The organism is Azorhizobium sp. AG788 (genome assembly GCF_004364705.1).
Lineage (GTDB): Bacteria > Pseudomonadota > Alphaproteobacteria > Rhizobiales > Xanthobacteraceae > Azorhizobium > Azorhizobium caulinodans.
Genome location: NZ_SOBM01000002.1, coordinates 703552 through 721292 on the forward strand (window position 1 = coordinate 703552; position 17741 = coordinate 721292).

Annotated in this window: 16 protein-coding genes; 5 read left to right on the forward strand and 11 right to left on the reverse strand. The window is 66.0% G+C overall.

From position 1 onward, the window contains the following. The first annotated feature begins 21 nt into the window (after window positions 1-21). From DFO45_RS07385 to DFO45_RS07400, 4 genes are read left to right on the forward strand one after another with little or no spacing between them, the layout of a single operon-like run. Entirely contained in the window at window positions 22-720 is a 699-nt protein-coding gene (locus DFO45_RS07385) for an amino acid ABC transporter permease (protein ID WP_043880311.1), read from the forward strand. Between the two features lie 3 nt (window positions 721-723). Next, a complete protein-coding gene (locus DFO45_RS07390; protein WP_133864345.1) occupies window positions 724-1383 on the forward strand; it encodes an amino acid ABC transporter permease in 660 nt (219 codons plus the stop codon). After that, on the forward strand, window positions 1364-2095 hold the full coding sequence (locus tag DFO45_RS07395) for an amino acid ABC transporter ATP-binding protein (protein ID WP_043879345.1): 732 nt from the start codon (window positions 1364-1366) through the stop codon (window positions 2093-2095). Before DFO45_RS07390 ends, DFO45_RS07395 begins: the two co-directional genes overlap by 20 nt. A 14-nt stretch (window positions 2096-2109) precedes the next feature. Beyond that, window positions 2110-3045, forward strand: coding sequence for a 2-hydroxyacid dehydrogenase (locus DFO45_RS07400; RefSeq protein ID WP_133864436.1), 936 nt, complete (start codon window positions 2110-2112; stop codon window positions 3043-3045). A gap of 37 nt (window positions 3046-3082) precedes the next feature. Here the strand turns inward: DFO45_RS07400 and DFO45_RS07405 are convergent, their stop codons facing one another. The 6 genes from DFO45_RS07405 to DFO45_RS07430 form a co-directional block, all read right to left on the reverse strand. After that, a complete protein-coding gene (locus tag DFO45_RS07405; protein ID WP_208299752.1) occupies window positions 3083-4168 on the reverse strand; it encodes a beta-propeller fold lactonase family protein in 1086 nt (361 codons plus the stop codon). 106 nt (window positions 4169-4274) lie between these two features. Next, a complete protein-coding gene (gene garD / locus DFO45_RS07410; protein WP_133864346.1) occupies window positions 4275-5816 on the reverse strand; it encodes a galactarate dehydratase in 1542 nt (513 codons plus the stop codon). Between the two features lie 52 nt (window positions 5817-5868). Beyond that, on the reverse strand, window positions 5869-7317 hold the full coding sequence (locus DFO45_RS07415; protein WP_133864347.1) for an aldehyde dehydrogenase family protein: 1449 nt from the start codon (window positions 7315-7317) through the stop codon (window positions 5869-5871). 37 nt (window positions 7318-7354) lie between these two features. After that, window positions 7355-8305, reverse strand: a complete 951-nt coding sequence (gene kdgD, locus DFO45_RS07420; protein ID WP_133864348.1) for a 5-dehydro-4-deoxyglucarate dehydratase — start codon at window positions 8303-8305, stop codon at window positions 7355-7357. Between the two features lie 123 nt (window positions 8306-8428). Further along, complete coding sequence (locus DFO45_RS07425) at window positions 8429-9331, reverse strand: LysR substrate-binding domain-containing protein (protein ID WP_012171163.1); 903 nt, start codon at window positions 9329-9331, stop codon at window positions 8429-8431. A 151-nt stretch (window positions 9332-9482) separates the two neighbouring features. Next, a complete protein-coding gene (locus DFO45_RS07430; protein WP_133864349.1) occupies window positions 9483-10811 on the reverse strand; it encodes an MFS transporter in 1329 nt (442 codons plus the stop codon). A 522-nt stretch (window positions 10812-11333) separates the two neighbouring features. Here DFO45_RS07430 and DFO45_RS07435 point away from each other — a divergent pair. Next, window positions 11334-12389, forward strand: coding sequence for an AI-2E family transporter (locus DFO45_RS07435; RefSeq protein ID WP_043879357.1), 1056 nt, complete (start codon window positions 11334-11336; stop codon window positions 12387-12389). 79 nt (window positions 12390-12468) lie between these two features. On the opposite strand, the gene DFO45_RS07440 is transcribed toward DFO45_RS07435, so the two are convergent. From DFO45_RS07440 to DFO45_RS07460, 5 genes are all read right to left on the reverse strand, one after another. After that, on the reverse strand, window positions 12469-13182 hold the full coding sequence (locus tag DFO45_RS07440; RefSeq protein WP_133864350.1) for a ribonuclease activity regulator RraA: 714 nt from the start codon (window positions 13180-13182) through the stop codon (window positions 12469-12471). 26 nt (window positions 13183-13208) lie between these two features. Beyond that, window positions 13209-14939, reverse strand: coding sequence for an L-arabinonate dehydratase (gene araD / locus DFO45_RS07445; RefSeq protein WP_133864351.1), 1731 nt, complete (start codon window positions 14937-14939; stop codon window positions 13209-13211). Window positions 14940-14968: 29 nt separating this feature from the next. After that, a complete protein-coding gene (locus DFO45_RS07450) occupies window positions 14969-15844 on the reverse strand; it encodes an ABC transporter permease (protein ID WP_133864352.1) in 876 nt (291 codons plus the stop codon). A 13-nt stretch (window positions 15845-15857) separates the two neighbouring features. Further along, window positions 15858-16628, reverse strand: a complete 771-nt coding sequence (locus DFO45_RS07455) for an ABC transporter ATP-binding protein (RefSeq protein WP_133864353.1) — start codon at window positions 16626-16628, stop codon at window positions 15858-15860. An 82-nt stretch (window positions 16629-16710) separates the two neighbouring features. Further along, complete coding sequence (locus DFO45_RS07460) at window positions 16711-17721, reverse strand: ABC transporter substrate-binding protein (RefSeq protein ID WP_133864354.1); 1011 nt, start codon at window positions 17719-17721, stop codon at window positions 16711-16713. Window positions 17722-17741 lie beyond the last annotated feature (20 nt).

A 17741-nucleotide genomic window follows, 5' to 3' on the forward strand; every position in this document is an offset into this window, starting at 1 on the left:
GATCCCTCAAAGGGGGTGATCGTGAATTATCAGTTCCAGTTCGGGGTCATCGCCAATTACCGCGATGAACTCCTCAGCGGGCTTTTGCTCACAATCCAGCTGTCCGTCAGCTCGATCGTGCTCGGCCTCGCCCTCGGCATCATGCTGGCCTCCGTCCGCGCCATGTACGGCGGGCTGATCGGACGCATCATCAAGCTCTATGTGGAAGTGGTGCGCAACACGCCCTTCCTGGTGCAGCTCTTCATCATCTTCTTCGGCCTGCCGGTGCTGGGCGTGCGGGTGGACGCCACCGCAGCGGCGCTCATCGGCATGACAATCAATCTCGGCGCCTACACCACCGAGATCATCCGCGCCGGCATCGATGCCGTCCACCGCTCGCAGGTGGAGGCGGGGCAGTCGCTGGGCATGACCACCTACCAGATCTACCGACACATCATCATCCCGCCGGCGATCGCCAAGGTGTATCCGGCGCTGTGCAGCCAGTTCATCCTGATGACGCTCGCCTCGAGCGTCTGCTCGGCCATCTCCGCCGAGGAACTGTCCTCGGTCACCGCGCAGATCGAGAGCCAGTCCTACCGGAGCTTCGAGGTCTATGTGATCGCGACGCTGATCTATCTGGCGCTATCCATGGTCCTGCGAGGCATCTTTGCCCTCGTCGGCTGGTACCTGTTCAAGCGCCGGCCGAAACTGAAGCTGGCTCCGGCCGTGGAAGGAGCCTGAGCCATGCTTGTCCGCTCCTTCGGTCTCAACGACTTCATCTTCCTGCTGGAGAGCCTGCGCTGGACGCTGGTGCTCACGGTCATCGCGCTGACGCTGGGCGGCATCGCCGGCCTGTTCATCGCGCTCGCCCGCGTGTCACCGCTGATGCCGCTACGCTTCGCCACGGCCACCTACATCCAGATCATCCAGGGCTCTCCGGTCCTGATGATCCTCTTCCTGTCCTATTACGGACTGAGCCTCATCGGATTCCAGCTGCCCGCCCTCGTTGCCGCCAGCATCTCCATGAGCATCTATGTGAGTGGCTATCTCGGCGACATCTGGCGCGGCTGCATAGAGGCGGTGCCGAAGCCCCAATGGGAAGCGTCCGAATGCCTCGGCATGACGCGCGTACAGCAGTTCCGGCACATCATCCTGCCGCAGGCCCTGCGCATCGCGCTGCCGCCCACCACCGGCTTTGCGGTGCAGGTGGTGAAGAACACCTCCATCACCTCCATCATCGGCTTCGTGGAACTCTCCCGCGCCGGCCAGCTCATCAACAACTCGACGTTCCAGCCCTTCCGCGTCTTCCTGACGGTTGCGGCCATCTATTTCGTCATCTGCTACCCCCTGTCCCGCCTGTCGGGCTGGCTCGAGAGGAAGTTAAATGTCGGAAGTTCTCATTGAGAACGTGCACAAGAGCTTCGGCGCGGTCGAGGTTCTGAAGGGCGTCTCTCTCACCGTCGAACGCGGCCAGGTGGTCGCCCTCATCGGCCGCTCGGGCTCCGGCAAGAGCACGCTCCTGCGCTGCATCAACGGGCTGGAAACCATCCAGTCCGGCCGCATCGAGATCGCCGGCGAAGAGGTGACGCAGGACAAGGAGAAGCTCCGCCACCTGCGCACGGAAGTCGGCATCGTGTTCCAGAGCTACAACCTCTTCCCGCATCTCTCCGTGGGCGAGAACATCATGCTCGCCCCGAAGATCGTGAAGAAGGTCGCCGCCAAGGAGGCCCACGACACCGCCCGCGAGGTGCTGCAACTGGTCGGCCTGTCGGAGAAGTTCGACGCCTATCCGGACCAGCTCTCCGGCGGACAGCAGCAGCGCGTCGCCATCGCCCGCTCACTCGCCATGCATCCCAAGCTGATGCTGTTCGACGAGGTGACCTCGGCGCTCGATCCCGAGCTCACCGAAGAGGTGCTGAACGTGATGGAGCGCCTCGCGCGCAACGGCATGACCATGATCCTCGTGACCCACGAGATGGGCTTTGCCAAGCGCGTCGCGAACACCACGGTGTTCATGCACAAGGGCCGCATCTGGGAGGAAGGCCCCTCCCAGGAGCTGTTCGCCAATCCCCAGACGCCAGAACTGCGCCAGTTCGTGAAGGCGGACGTGAAGTGAGCCGAGACCTCTCCATGAAGCCCGACCTGCTCCAGCTCTGCCCGCTGATGCCGTCCCTCGAGGCGGATCTGGCGGAGCGCTTCACGGTGCACCGCCTGCACGAGGCGGCGGATGCCGAGGCCTTTCTCGCCACCCACGGCGCGGCCATCAAGGCGGTCGCCACCGGCGGCCACATCGGCCTGCCGCCGGCGGTGAGCGCGCGGCTGCCGGCCCTTGAGATTGTCGCCATCAATGGGGTCGGCTTCGACAAGGTGGACCTCGCCGATGCCAGGCGCCGGGGCTATCGCGTCGCCAACACGCCCGACGTGCTCACGGAGGATGTGGCGGACCTTGCCATCGGCCTCACCATCTCCGCGCTGCGCCAGCTGGTGCGGGGCGATGGGCATGTGCGTGCCGGTGAGTGGCCGAAGGGCGACCTGCCGCTCGGCCGCAAGATGTCGCGCAAGAAGTTCGGCATCGTCGGCCTCGGCCGCATCGGCCGGGCCATCGCCAGGCGCCTTGAGGCTTTTGACGGCGAGATCGGCTATGCCTCCCGCAGCAGGCAGGATGTGCCCTATCGGGCGTTCGAGAGCCCGGCGGCGCTCGCCGCCTGGTGCGATGTGCTCATCATCGCCGCCGCCGCCTCGGCGGAGACGCGCCATCTCATCAACGGGCCGGTTCTGGAGGCCCTCGGGCCGAAGGGCGTGCTGGTGAACGTGGCGCGCGGCTCTCTGGTGGACGAGAAGGCCCTGCTCCACGCCGTCCAGCACGGCCAAATCGCCGGGGCCGCGCTCGACGTGTTCGAGAACGAGCCTCACGTTCCGGAAGGCTTCCACGGCCTGCCGAACGTGGTTCTGACGCCGCACATGGCGAGCGCCACCCACGAGACGCGGGCGGACATGGCCGCCCTCGTGATTGCCAATCTCGACGCCCATTTCGCCGGGCGCGAGTTGCCGACGCCAGTGGTGTGAAACAACGGGGCGCGCACGGCCGCGCCCCGTTTCCGTCTCAGGGCAGGGTGACGATCTCGACCCAGTTCGGGTTCTTGCCCAGTTCCTGCCGGCCGATGGCTTTCAGGGCCCCGGTCTCGGGATTAATGGCATAGATGGTGGCCGCGTTGGACTTCTGGCCCGCCGCGATCAGATAACGCCCCAGCGGATCAATGGCGAAGCCGCGCGGCTGGGCCTCGGTGGCGAAACTGCCCACTCGGGTCAGCGCACCGGTCTGGCCATTCACTGCATAGGCGGCGATGGTGTTGGACGTGCGCTCCGAGGCATAGAGCCAGGCGCCGTCGGGGGTGAGCTTGATTTCGGCCGTCGCCGGCGCGCCGCCCTTGAAATCCGGCGGCACGGCGCTCACCGTGCCGATGAGGGTCAAAGCCCCCTTCTCTGCATCATAGCGATAGCTGCTGACGGTGCCGTCCAGCTCGTTCGTGCCGAAGACGAATCTGCCATCGGGACTGAAGACGAAATGGCGCGGCCCGGCGCCCTTCGCCGTCTCCACCTTGTCCGGCGTGCCGGGGGTGACCCGCCCCGTCGCGGGATCGAAGGCGAACTGAAGAATCTGGTCGCTGCCGAGATTGCTCGCCAGCAAACGGGTGTTGGAGGGCGCCACCCGGATGGCGTGGGCATTCTTGCCGGTCAGCACCACCTCCACTGGCGGTTCCATCACGCTCCCGTCCGCCGCAATAGGATTGATGGCGATCTTGTTGCCCACATAGGACGCGCTCAGCAGATAGCGGCCCGTGAGATCGGTCGAGAGATAGGCCATGTTGTCCGGGAGCCGCACGGTCGCCTGCTCGGTCAGCTTGCCGGTTGCCCCATCCACCCGGAAGGTCGTGACGGAAAAGGGCTCGTTGCGCAGCGAGGCGTAAAGGTGCCGCCGGTCCGGCGAGAGCGTGAGTGGCATCACCGTGCCGGAGGTGGGCGTGGTGGCAACAGGCGTCAGGGCACCCGTGCGTTCATCCAGCGACAGGACGGAAATCTCGCGGCTGTCCGCGTTGGAAATATAGACGAACGTGCCGGCCATCGCTCCCTGCCCGGTTCCCAGAACCGTTGCCAGCATAAGTCCCGCCGCAAATGTCTTCGACGCCATATGTGTCCTCCCTGCTGTAATCGGGCAAGCGCCCGCGTTCTCCGCTCTGCGGCGGAGTGAACGTCCGGTCGAAAATGAAAACGGCGGCCGAGCGGCCGCCGTGACGTCAGGTGATGGGCGCCGGGTTGAACAGCGTCAGCGCATTGAAGAGCCCCCACTTGTCGGACCAGGGCTTCACCTTGCCGCTGGCCACGTCGAGCATGAGGCGGAAAAGATCCCAGCCCACTTCCTCGATGGTGGCTTCGCCCGTGGCGATGCGGCCGGCATCGAGGTCGATGAGGTCGTGCCAGCGGCGGGCAAGGTCCGTACGCGTCGCGACCTTGATCACCGGCGCGGCGGAAAGGCCATAGGGCGTGCCCCGGCCCGTGGAGAAGACCTGAAGCGTCATGCCGGAGGCCAGCTGAAGCGTGCCGCAGACGAAATCGCTGGCCGGCGTCGCGGCGAAGATGAGCCCCTTCTGCTTCACCTTCTCGCCGGGGGCCAGAACGCCCGCGATGGCGCTGGAGCCTGACTTGGCGACGGAGCCGAGCGCCTTCTCCACCACATTGGCGAGGCCGCCCTTCTTGTTGCCGGGAGAGGGGTTGGCGCTGCGGTCGGCGCCGCCCTTCTCCAGATAGTCGTCATACCAGGCCATCTCGCGGATCAGCGCGTCGGCCACCTCGGGCGTGGAAGCGCGCGGCGTGAGCAGATGGATGGCGTCGCGCACCTCGGTGACTTCCGAGAACATGACGGTCGCCCCGGCCCGCACCAGCAGGTCGGCGGCATAGCCGAGCGCGGGATTGGCGGTGACACCGGAGAAAGCGTCCGAGCCGCCGCACTGGAGGCCCACCACCAGTTCGGACGCGGGCACGGTCTCGCGCGTGCGGCGGTTCAGCACCTCAAGCCGCGCCTCGGCCATCTCCAATATGGCGCCGATCATGGCATCGAAGCCGTGGAAGGCCTCATCCTGCAGGCGGACGATGCCCTCCTTGCCCTCGGGCAGCAGGCGCTCCGGCTGGAGCTTCTCGCAGCCCAGCGAGACGATCATCACCTCGCCACCGAAGTTCGGATGTGTGGCGAGGCTCTGGAGGGTGCGGATGGGCACCACCGACTGCGGGGCACCGATGGCGACGCCGCAGCCATAGGCGTGCGTCACCGCCACCACGTCATCCACATTGGGATAGCGCGGCAGCAGATCCTCACGGATGCGCTTGATGGCGAAATCCAGCGTTCCGGCCACGCACTGCACGCTGGTGGAAATGGCGAGGATGTTCTTGGTGCCCACCGATCCGTCCGGATTGCGGTAGCCCTCGAACGTATAGCCTTCCAGCGGCGGCAGCGAGGCGGGAATGCGGGTGGCCTTTTCCAGCGCGGAAAGGTCCGGCGGAACGGGCATGGCAACGCGCGATTCCTCCACCCACGCCCCGCGCGGGATGTCGCCAACGGCACGCCCGATAACCTCGCCATAGCGAAGGATGGGCGCGCCATCGGCAATATCGGTCAGGGCCACCTTGTGGCCCTGAGGCACGAATTCCACGAGGCGCGTGCCATCGGGCAGATCGGTGCCGGGCTTGAGGCCGAAGCTGTTGACCACAATGGCGACATTGTCGCTCTCGTGGACCTTGATGGTGCGCGGGGTCTCGACCCCGGCCGGGCCCTGGTACGTCATCTGTGTCCTCCCGTCTGGCACGCGCCTGTTCTTGTTATTGGCGCGGCGCCGCTCAGCCCGCGTTGGTGTAGGCGGTCTTCACAGTTGTGTAGAATTCGGCCGCGTAGCGTCCCTGCTCACGGGCGCCATAGCTGGAGCCCTTCCGGCCACCGAACGGCACGTGATAATCCACGCCGGCCGTGGGGGTGTTCACCATCACCATGCCGGCCTCGCTGTTGCGCTTGAAGTGGCTGGCATATTTGAGGCTTGTGGTGACGATGCCGGACGACAGGCCGAACGGCGTGTCATTGGCCACCGCGAGCGCCTCGTCATAGTCCTTCACGCGGATGGTGCAGGCGACGGGGCCGAAGATCTCCTCGCGGGCAATGCGCATGGCATTGGTGGTCTCGGTGAAGAAGGCCGGCTGGAGATAGAAGCCCGGCGTCGCGCGATTGAGCCGCTCGCCGCCCCAATGGAGTTTGGCGCCCTCGGAGCGGCCGATCTCGATGTAATTCAGATCCTGCTCCAGCTGCTTCTCGTCCACCACCGGGCCGATATGCGTGCCGGCTTCCAGTGCGTTGTCCACCTTTAGAGCCTTCAGGCGCTCGGTCACCGCATCCACGAAGGCATCATGAATGCCCTCCTGCACGATGAAGCGGGACGAGGCCGTGCAACGCTGGCCAGTGGAGAAGAAGGCGCCGTTCACCGCGCATTCCGCCGCCACCGCAAGGTCGGCGTCGTCCAGCACCACGAGCGGGTTCTTGCCGCCCATCTCCAGTTGGAACTTCTTCATGGGGTCGTTGAGGACGCAGGCCTGCGCCACCTTGCGGCCCGTCTCCACCGAGCCGGTGAAGGTGATGGCGTTCACCTTCGGGCTTTCGAGGAAAGCCTGACCGACCACGGAGCCGCGCCCCATGACCAGATTGAACACACCCGCCGGCAGGCCGGCGCGGGAGATGATCTCGGACAGGGCATAGGCCGAGCCGGGCACGAGATCGGCCGGCTTGAACACCACCGCATTGCCATAGGCGAGCGCCGGCGCGATCTTCCAGGCCGGAATGGCGATCGGGAAGTTCCACGGCGCGATGATGCCGACGACGCCCACGGCCTCGCGGGTGATCTCCACATCAAGGCCCGGACGCACGGAGGCGAGCTTCTCGCCGGCAAGGCGCAGGGCCTCGGCGGCGAAGAACAGGAAGATCTGGCCCGCGCGAGCGGCCTCGCCGATGCCTTCCGGCAGGGTCTTGCCCTCCTCGCGGGAGAGCAGGCGGCCCAGTTCCTCACGGCGGGCGAGGATTTCGTCTCCCACCTTCTTCAGCACGTCGTGCCGCTCCTGCGGCGTGGAGCGCGCCCAGCGGGGCGCGGCGGCGGCGGCAGCGGCAATGGCCTGCTCCGCATCGGCCCGCGAGCCCTGCGTGTAATGGCCTACAACGTCATTGGTGTCGGAGGGGTTGATGTTCTTCGTCTCCGAAGCCCCCGACACCCACGCCCCGGCGATATAGTTCAACGCAATTTCACTCATGGTCGCATCCCGCCTGGATCATTTGAATACGAACGATTTACTCCGCGGCGGCGCGCGAGATAAGCCCCCCGTTGGGCAGGGCAGCCACAAGCGCGGCGAGTTCGTCGATCTCGGCGGGGGTGAGATCGGTCAGCGGCGGGCGCACCGGGCCGCTGTCGCGGCCGATCACCTTCATGCCGGCCTTGATGATGGAGACCGGATAGCCCTTCTTGCGATTGCGGATGGCGAGCAGCGGCAGGATGAAATCCTTCAGGCCGGCAGCCACCGCATCACGGTCGCGGCGGCGCACCGCGGCATAGAAGGCGGTGGAGAATTCCGGCACGAAATTGAACACCGCCGAGGAATAGGTGGTGACGCCCATTTCCAGATAGGGCAGCGCGAAGGTCTCGGCCGTGGGCAGGCCTCCCACGTAGGTGAAGCGGTCGCCGATCTTGGACTGGATGCGCACCATCAGTTCGATGTCGCCAATGCCGTCCTTGTAGCCGACGAGGTTGGGGCAGCGCTCGGCGAGGCGGGCAAGGCTGTCCTCGGTCAGTACCGCATTGTCACGATTGTAAACGATGACGCCGAGCTTGGTGGCGGCGCAGACCGCCTCCACATGGGCCATCAGGCCGTCCTGCTCGGAATTGACCAGATAGGGCGGCAGCAGCAGCAGGCCGTCGGCCCCCGCGCGCTCGGCGGCAACGGCGAGATCCTTGGCGATGGCCGTCCCATAGCCGGCACCGGCGAGCACGGGCACACGGCCGCGCGTCTCGTTCACCGCGACGGTGACGACCTTTTCCACCTCGGCCGGCGTCAGCGAGAAGAATTCGCCGGTGCCGCCCGCCGCGAACAGACCGGCGACCTTGTACCCGCACAGCCAGTCCATATTCTGCCGGTACTGCGCTTCGTTGAACGAATAGTCAGCGGCATGGAAAGGCGTCACCGGAAAGGACAGGAGGCCGGAGCCCAGGGTCTGCGCCATTTCGCGGGGGGTCATCTTGGTCATCTCATGTCCTCGCCTGGGAGAGCGGCGCTTGTCTCGGGCCGCTGAAACCAGCATCAGTGGTACTGCCGGATCGATGCCAAGTCAGACCAAATACGGCATGGATCGATGCGTTTTTGGGATCAGTTACGACCGCGCGCCACTCTCCGGCAGGCCGCGGGCGATGTCGCGCAGGATGGGCAGGAGCGGATTGGCATTGTCGCGCCGCCAGCCCAGGAAGAGCTCCACTGGTCGCGGGGCGCGCGCCGCAACGGGGCGCAGCATCACGCCCGTCGCATGGAGGTTCCGCGCCGCCTCCGGCACAAGCGCGAGACCCAGCCCGGAGCGGACGAGGGCGAGGATGGAATGCACCTGCGTCAGATGCTGCACGGGTCGCGGCAGGAAGCCGGCGCCGGAGAACAGCTCCGCCACCAGATCGTGGAAATAGCGGGCCTGATAGGGATCGTACATGATCAGCGGCACCTCGATGAAATCATCGAGCGTCAGGGTGTCCTTCGCGGCCAGCGGATGGGCCTCCGGCACCGCCGCCAGCAACTGCTCGGAGGCGACGCGGAAGAAGCCCATGCCCGCCGCCGGCACCGGCGGGCGCAGCAGCGCGGCGTCGATCTCGCCCGCCCCCAGCGCCTCAAGCTGTTCGCCGCTCACCATCTCCTTCAGCGCCAGATCGACATCCGGCAGTTGCGTGCGGCAGGCGGCGACGAGGTCGGGCAGGAAGGAATAGGCCGAGGCGGCTGTGAAGCCGATGCGGATGGAGCCCGCCTTGCCGGCAGCCACGCGCTTGGCAACCAGCGCCGCGTTGCCGGCGAGCTTCAGCAGATGGCGTGCCTCGGGCAGGAAGCTGCGGCCGGCGGGAGTGAGTTGCACGGAACGGCTGGTGCGCTCGAACAGCGCCACGTCGAGGATGCGCTCCAGGATCTGCACCTGACGGCTCAGCGGCGGCTGCGTCATGTTCAGGCGCTCGGCGGCGCGGCCGAAGTGAAGTTCCTCCGCCACCGCGACAAAGCAGCGGATCTGGTTGAGATCGAACATGACGCTCCTGTCCCGGCCGGTTCTCGCTGGCGGTCTGAGGACATGACGATGCCGCGCGGCTGGCTGGCCCAGCGACGCGGCATCTCAGGCCTGACCGGCCAGTCTTGGTCGCAGGACCGCCCGTGTGCAAGCAGCACCGCCAGCCTTGCGATCAGGCGTCTTTCAGTTCGACGCGCTTGATCTCGCCCACCATGACCAGATAGGCCGCCATGGCGATGAAGGCATTGATGCCCACGAACAGCAGCGCGCCGTTGAAGGAGCCGGTGCCCTGCACGATGTAGCCGATGACGATCGGCGTGGTGATGCCGGCCATGTTGCCGAAGGTGTTGAACAGGCCCCCTGAGAGGCCGCCGATCTGCTTCGGCGAGGTGTCCGAGACCACCGCCCAGCCCAGCGCGCCGATGCCCTTGCCGAAGAAGGCCAGCGCCATCAGGCCCACCACGAAGGCTTCCGTCTGCACGTAATTGCAGCCGATGATGGTCATGGACAGCAGCATGCCTCCGATGATCGGAATCTTGCGGGCCAGCGTCAGCGAGCCGGTACGCCGCAGGATGGCGTCCGAGATCACGCCGCCCAGCACGCCGCCGATGAAGCCGCAGAGCGCCGGAAGGGAGGCCACCATACCCGCCTTGAGGATGGTCATCCCCCGCTCCTTCACCAGATAGATGGGGAACCAGGTGAGGAAGAAGTAGGTGATGACGTTGATGCAGTACTGAGCGAGATAGATCCCGAGCAGCATCCGGTTGGAGAGGAGCTGCTTGATATAGCCCCAAGCCGGCGCGCCCTTGTCCTTGGGCGACGCGCCTATTTCCATCAGGGCGCCGCCCTCGCGGATGTGGTTCAGCTCGGCCTCGTTGATGCCGGGATGATCCTTCGGGCCGTGAATGACCTTCGCCCAGACGACCACGAAGGCGATACCGATCACGCCCATGAACATGAAGGCATAGCGCCAGCCGAATTCCTGCGTCACCCAGGCGGTGAGCGGGGCAAACAGCACGGGCGCGAAATACTGTGCCGAATTGAAGATGGCGGAGGCCTTGCCACGCTCGGCTGTGGGGAACCAGGCGGCGACGATCCGGGCGTTGCCGGGGAAGGACGGAGCCTCCGCAATGCCCACCATGAAGCGGAAGGCAAAGAGCGCGATGATCGCCCCGCCGGCGCCGAAGAAGCCGACCCAGCCCTGCATGAAGGTGAAGAGAGACCAGAAGAAGATACCCGCCGCATAGACCCATTTGGTGCCGTAGCGATCGAGCAGCCAGCCGCCGGGGATCTGTGCGGCGACATAGGACCAGCTGAAGGCGGAGAGGATGTAGCCCATGGCCACCGGGTCGATGGCATACTCCTTGGCGAGGGGCGCCCCGGCGATGGAAATGATGGCGCGGTCGGCATAATTGAGCACGGTAACCGCGAAAATGACGAAGACGATCCAGTAGCGCGCGCGGCTGCGGGCCTGCGCGGCATAAGCGGTCGAGATGGCCACGGCCTGTCTCCCTGGGCTGGCGTTTGCTCCCGCCCCGTAGACCGGGGCGCATTGTTGTTGGCGCGGACGCGAGCGCGCGCGGACGTGCCCCGTGAAGGCGTATCAAGCTGTGGGGAACCCGTTGGCGGGACGCCCCTTTCCGACGCTCGCGACCTGAAGCGGCGATCTGGCATTTCCTCCGGCCGTCGACGGCTGGGGCCGTTCTTGACCGTGCGGCACAGGGGCCGTGACGCCACACGATACGCACTCTCCCATACCGGTCAGCGCCGCATTCGGCATGGATCATTCCATTTTTTGGATTGATAAACGGCGTGGTCGCGGCAACACCGCCACGCGTGGACGGCTTCGCCCACCTTCGCCCCGAACGAGACGACACGCAGCGGCCCGCGGCGTTCCTAAGGGCCGCGGCACGTGACGGCGGCCCTCCATCCGTCTACATGCAGGGATGGCACCGCGTGCGTTTGGTGTGCGGCTGCGGACACCTGCACCGGCGCAGGACCAAAAGAGAGGGCCCCGTCCCAGATGTCGTCACCGAACGTCCAGCAGGGGAGCTTCCTGGCCCTCATCGTCCTCGTCTCGGTGGCCTTCGCCTGGCTGCTCCTGCCCTTCTATGGCGCGCTGCTCTGGGCGGTGATCCTCGCCATCCTCTTCAATCCCCTGAACCGCTGGCTGACCCGCCTGCTCGGCGGCCGCGCGAATCTCGCAGCGGCGCTGAGCGTGCTGGCCTGCATCTGCATCGTGGTGATACCCGGCTCGATGATCCTCGCCTCCCTCGCCCGCGAGGCGAGCGAACTGTACCAGCAGGTCTCCAGCCGCCAGTTCAATCCGACCGAGATCACCGCCCGGGCGCATGATCTGCTGCCGGACTTCGTGAAGGACCTTCTCCCGCCCTTCACCGGGGACACCTTCAAGGAGATCGAGAGCCGCCTCGCTTCCTTCCTCGGGCAGGCGTCGCAGGTGATCGCCTCCAGCGCCGTGAGCGTCGGGCAAGGCACGGCGCAGCTCTTCGTCAGCCTCGGCGTCATGGTCTATGTGCTGTTCTTCCTGTTCCGGGACGGCGCCTCTCTGGCCCTCGCGATCCGCCGCACCAGCCCGCTGAGCCCCCACCACACGGAGAGCCTGTTCGCCAAATTCTCCGACGTGCTGAAGGCGACGGTGAAGGGCAACGTCATCATCGCTCTGGTGCAGGGCCTGATCGGCGGCCTTGCCTTCTGGGGCCTCGGCATTGGCGCGCCTCTGCTCTGGGGCGTGTCCATGGCCGTGCTCTCGCTGGTGCCGGCGGTGGGCGCGGCGCTCGTGTGGGGTCCCACGGCGGCCTACCTCATGCTGTCCGGGCAGTATCTGAAGGGCGCGATCCTGCTGGGCATCGGCATCTTCGTCATCAGCATGATCGACAACCTGTTGCGCCCGCCGCTCGTCGGCAAAGGCACGCGCCTGCCGGACTACATGGTGCTGGTCTCGACGCTGGGTGGCATTTCGCTGTTTGGCGTCAACGGTTTCGTCATCGGGCCGCTGATCGCGGCGATGTTCGTCGCCATCTGGTCCCTGTTCAAGGATGACCGTGCCGCCGGCTGCTGAGCGTGTTCCGGCCCGGAGGCATCTCCGGACCGGAATGGGCTGCATCACGGCTTGAGCCGCAAGACCCCTCGGATCTGGCTCAGCGCCCCTTTTCCTTCCGCCAGGCAACGAAGTCCGTCTTCGTCTGTTCCTCTGTGGCCGGATAGAGGCCGAGGATGGTGCGCCCTTCGAGCACCTTCTCGGTCACGAAATCCTCGAATGCGGTCATTTCGGTGGCCTCGTCCGCCAGTTCGTCGGCCAGATGGGCCGGCAGGACGATCACGCCCTCCCCGTCCCCGACGATGATGTCGCCGGGAAAGACCGGCGCATCGCCGCAGCCGATGGGTACGTTGATGTCGATGGCCTGATGGACGGTCAGGTTGGTCGGCGCCGCCGGCCTCTGGTGATAGGACGGGATGTCGAGGGCCGCGATCTCCGGACTGTCGCGGAAGCCGCCGTCGGTGACGATCCCGGCAACGCCGCGCTTCATCAGCCGGGCCACGAGGATGGACCCTGCGGAGGCTGCGCGGGCATCCTTGCGGCTGTCCACCACGAACACCGCTCCCGGCGGGCATTCCTCCACCGCCTTGCGCTGGGGATGCGCCCGATCGAGGAACACGGTGATGGGGTTCAGATCCTCACGCGCCGGCATGTAGCGTAGCGTGAAGGCCGGCCCCACCATGTTCTCCCCCCTGAAGCCGAGTGGGTGCACGTTCTGGATGAACTGGTTGCGGAAACCGCGCTTGAACAGGGCCGTGGCGAGGGTCGCGGTGCTGACGTGCTTCAGCTTCTCGCGGGTGGCGTCGGACAGCATCGGGCAAACTCCGGATTGTCGGGAAGTCAGAAGATGGCGGGCTCGGGCACCGGCGCGCCGAAGTCGGTGCGCAGGAAATCGAAATCGCAGCCCTGGTCGGCCTGGCCGATGTGGCGGGAGAACATCCAGCCATAGCCGCGCTCGTAGCGCGGCGCGGGCGGCGGCGTCTCGACCCGGCGGCGCTCCAGCTCGGCGTCGGACACCTCCAGGCGAATGCTGCGGTTGGGCACGTCCACGGTAATGATGTCGCCGGTGCGGACGAGCCCCAGCGGGCCGCCGATGTAGGATTCGGGAGAGACGTGCAGGATGCAGGCGCCATAGGAGGTGCCGCTCATGCGCGCGTCCGAGATGCGGACCATGTCGCGCACGCCCTGCTTCACCAGCTTCTTCGGGATGGGCAGCATGCCCCATTCCGGCATGCCCGGCCCGCCCAAGGGACCGGCATTGCGCAGCACCAGAACCGTGTCCGGCGTCACGTCGAGATCGTCCCGGTCGATATTGGACCGCAGCGCCGGATAGTCGTCGAAAACGAGCGCGGGACCGGAATGGGTGAGGAGATGGGGAGCGGCGGCGGAGGGCTTCATCACGCAGCCGTTGGGCGCGAGATTGCCCTTCAGCAGCGCTAGCGCGCCTTCAGCATAGATGGGATTGTCCAGCGGGCGGATCACATCGTCATTGTAGACCTCTGCTCCCTCCAGCGACTGCGCCCAGGTCTGCCCGGAGACGTTGATGAGCGACAGGTCGAGATGGGGCGTGAGCCGGGTCAGCAGGCCGAGGAGGCCTCCGGCATAATAGAAATCCTCCATCAGATAGCGCTCGCCGCTCGGCCGGATGTTGGCGATCACCGGCACCTTGCGGCTCGCCGCGTCGAAGTCCTCAAGCCCGATGGCATGGCCGGCGCGACGGGCCATGGCGATGATGTGGATCACCGCATTGGTGGAGCATCCCATGGCCATGGCGACGTTGATGGCATTGCGGAACGCGCCCTCGGTCTGGATCTTGTCGGGGGTGAGATCCTCCCACACCATCTCGACGATCCGCCGGCCGGCGGCCGCGCACATGCGGATGTGGTTGGCATCCGCCGCCGGGATGGAGGAGGCGCCCGGCAGTGTCATGCCGATCACATCGGCGAGCGCCGTCATGGTAGCCGCCGTGCCCATGGTCATGCACACGCCATAGGAGCGGGCGATGCCCACTTCCATCTCGGCCCAGTCCCTGTCGGAGATGTTGCCGGCGCGGCGCTCGTCCCAATATTTGAAGGCATCCGAACCCGAGCCCAGCACCTTGCCGTGCCAGTTGCCCCGCAGCATGGGTCCGGCCGGCACATAGATGGCCGGAACGCCCGCGCTGGTGGCGCCCAGCAGCAGGCCGGGCGTGGTCTTGTCGCAACCGCCCATCAGCACCGCGCCGTCCACGGGATGGGAACGGATGAGTTCCTCCGTCTCCATGGCGAGGAAGTTGCGGTAGAGCATCGTGGTCGGCTTCACCTTGCTCTCGGAGAGCGAGATGGCCGGCAGTTCCACCGGAAAGCCGCCCGCCTGAAGAATGCCCCGCTTCACATCCTCCACGCGCTGCTTGAAATGGGCGTGGCACTGGTTGAGATCGGACCAGGTGTTGATGATCGCGATGACCGGCTTGCCGCGATACTCCTCCGCCGCATAACCCATCTGGCTCATGCGCGAGCGATGGCCGAAGGAGCGGAAGTCGTCGGGCTCGAAATAGCGGGCGCTGCGCAGTTGCTCGGGTGTCTTGGTCATGGAAGGGGCTCGGTCGTGGGAGGCGCGGGTCAGTGCTGGAGGCCCCATTTCAGGACCGTTCGGCGCTCGATGGTGCGGAAGATCACGTTCTCGACCACGAGACCTATCAGGATGACCGTGAGGAGGCCGGCGAAGACCGCCGGGATTTCAAGGAGATTGCGGTTCTCGAAGATGAACCACCCGAGCCCGCCCTGCCCCGATGAGACGCCGAACACCAGTTCCGCCGCCACGAGCGTGCGCCAGGCGAAGGCCCAGCCGATCTTCAGGCCCGTGAGGATGGAGGGGAACGCTGCCGGGATCAGGATCTTGCGGATATAGGCGAAGCCCTTCAGGCCGTAGTTGCGCCCCACCATGCGCAGCGTCTGCGACACCGCCCGGAAGCCCGAGTGGGTGTTGAGCGCCACCGGCCACAGCACCGAATGCACAAGGATGAAGACAAGACTGCCATTGCCGAGGCCGAACCAGATGAGCGCCAGCGGCAGCAGCGCGATGGCTGGCAGCGGGCTCAGCATGGCTGTGACGGTCTCGAGGAAGTCCGAGCCGATGCGCGTGTTGATAGCGACAATGGTGAGGATGCCCGCCAGCAAAACCCCGACCGCATAGCCCATCAGCAGCACCTGAAGCGACGCCCAGGCGCGGGCGGGCAGCACGCCGCTGCGGACATTCTCGGCGAGCGCCTGCAAGGTTTCCGTCAGGCTCGGAAACAGCAGCGGATTGTCGAGATAGACACCATAGGCCTGCCACACCGCCGCCAGCACGACGATGATCAGCGCCTTGCGCACGGCGCCGATGTCCCACGCCGCCTCAAGCACGCCGATGCGGCGTTCCACCTCCGCGCCGGCCGCACCGGCCGGCGGACGCAGGATGATGCGGGCGGAAGGCGATGACGGGCTCTGGATCGACATGTCGGCCTCCCGTTCAGTGATCCGCCGCGCCGGCATCGGCGAAGAGGAGATCGTGGATCTCGCGCTCCAGCCGGCCCGCGCTGCCGTCCGTGGGCGACACCGTGTCCACATCCACCACCTCAGCCTTCACCCGGCCGGGATGGGGCGAAAGCAGGAGGATGCGGTTGCCGATCTTGATCGCCTCGGCGATGGAATGGGTGACGAACATCACCGTGAAGCGCGTCTCCTCCCAGAGCTGGATCAGTTCGTCCTGGCAGGTGCGCCGGGTGAGGGCGTCGAGCGCGGCAAAGGGCTCGTCCATCAGGAGGATGTCCGGCTCCATGGCCATGCCGCGGGCGATGGCGACGCGCTGCTTCATGCCGCCGGACAGCATGTGCGGATAGCTGTCGATGGCGCGGGTGAGGTTCACCTTCTCGATGTAATGCCGCGCCTTCTCCTCGGCCTCCTTGCGGGACAGCCGGCGGGCATCGCGCAGCGGAAAGACCACATTCTCCAGCACCGTCTTCCATGGCAGGAGCTGATCGAACTCCTGGAACACCATCATGCGGTCCGGCCCCGGCTCGGTGACCTGCCGGCCCTTGATGGTGATGGTCCCCTCGCTCGGCCGGATATAGCCGCCCACCGCCTTGAGCAGGGTGGACTTGCCGCAGCCCGAGGGGCCGAGAAGCACGAAGCGGTCGGAGGTGTTCACCTCAAACGACACGCGCTCGGTGGCGGTGATGACCACGCCGGGCGTCTTGTAGCGCAGCGTCACGGAAGAGACGTTGAGCAAGGGCTCGGACATGGCACGATCCTGCGCTGTCACGGCCGCCACAGGAGAGGCGGCAGCCACCGCCGGGGCCATGACGGGCCCGCCGGCGGCGAACTCAATTGCCGGGGAGGTCATGGGCCACCGGCAGATAATAGTCCTTCCACGAGGCCGGCAGCGTCTTGATGGCGCCGGTCCGGTTCAGATGGGCGGCGAACTTCATCGTGCCCTGCGGGTAGATGTTCCATTCCATCATGCCCGGCTGCTTCAGCACTTCGAGCAGTTCCGCCGTCGACGTCTTGTCGCCCGTCACCTCGCGATAGATCTCCACCGCCTCGGCAGGGTTCTTCTCGATGAAGGTCTTGGCTTCTTCCGCCGCATTGCGCAGGGCCTGGATGATCTTTGGATTGGCCTCCGCAAAGGTCGTCATGGTCATGAACTGACCCTGGCTCAGGGGCGAGCCGATGATGTCGGCGGAGGTCGCCACCACGTGCGCTTCGGGGATCTGCTGCAGTTCGTAGGTCTGGAAGGGCGGCGCGGCGAAGTGGTTTTTCACTTCATGTCCGGCATTCTTCATGGCGACGAATGCATCGGGATGGCCGAGTTGGACGGTCATGGGATCGAAATGGTTCCACTTGTCCGGCCCATAGAGCTGGCTTGCCGCCATCTGGAGAAGGATGGCTTGCGTCGAGACGCGCACGGTGGGCACGGCGATCTTGTCGCCGGCCTGGAGATCCTTGAGGCTCTTGATGCGCGGATCGCGGCTGATGAGCTGGAGCGGCTGGGCGGAACTCGCCACGATGCCCTTCACCTTGCCGCGCGTCTTGTCCCACAGCACCAGAAGCGGCCCGGTGCCGGTGTTGATGATGTCCACCCCGCCGGAAAGCAGCGCATCCTGCTGCGCTCCGCCGTTGGAGAACGACATCCATTTGGCGGTAACGTTCGGTACGCCAAGCTTCTCGGCGTGCTTCTCGATCAGCTTCTGCTTTTCGATGACGTGCGTCGGCATATAGAGAATGCCCGGCTGCCGGCTGAGCGAGACTTCGGTCTTCGCCTGCGCCACGGCCGGCCAGCACGGGGCCGTGGCAAGGCCGGCGGCCAGCGCAAGTGTCTGCCTGCGGGTGATCATCCGCATCCCTCCCCTTTGCG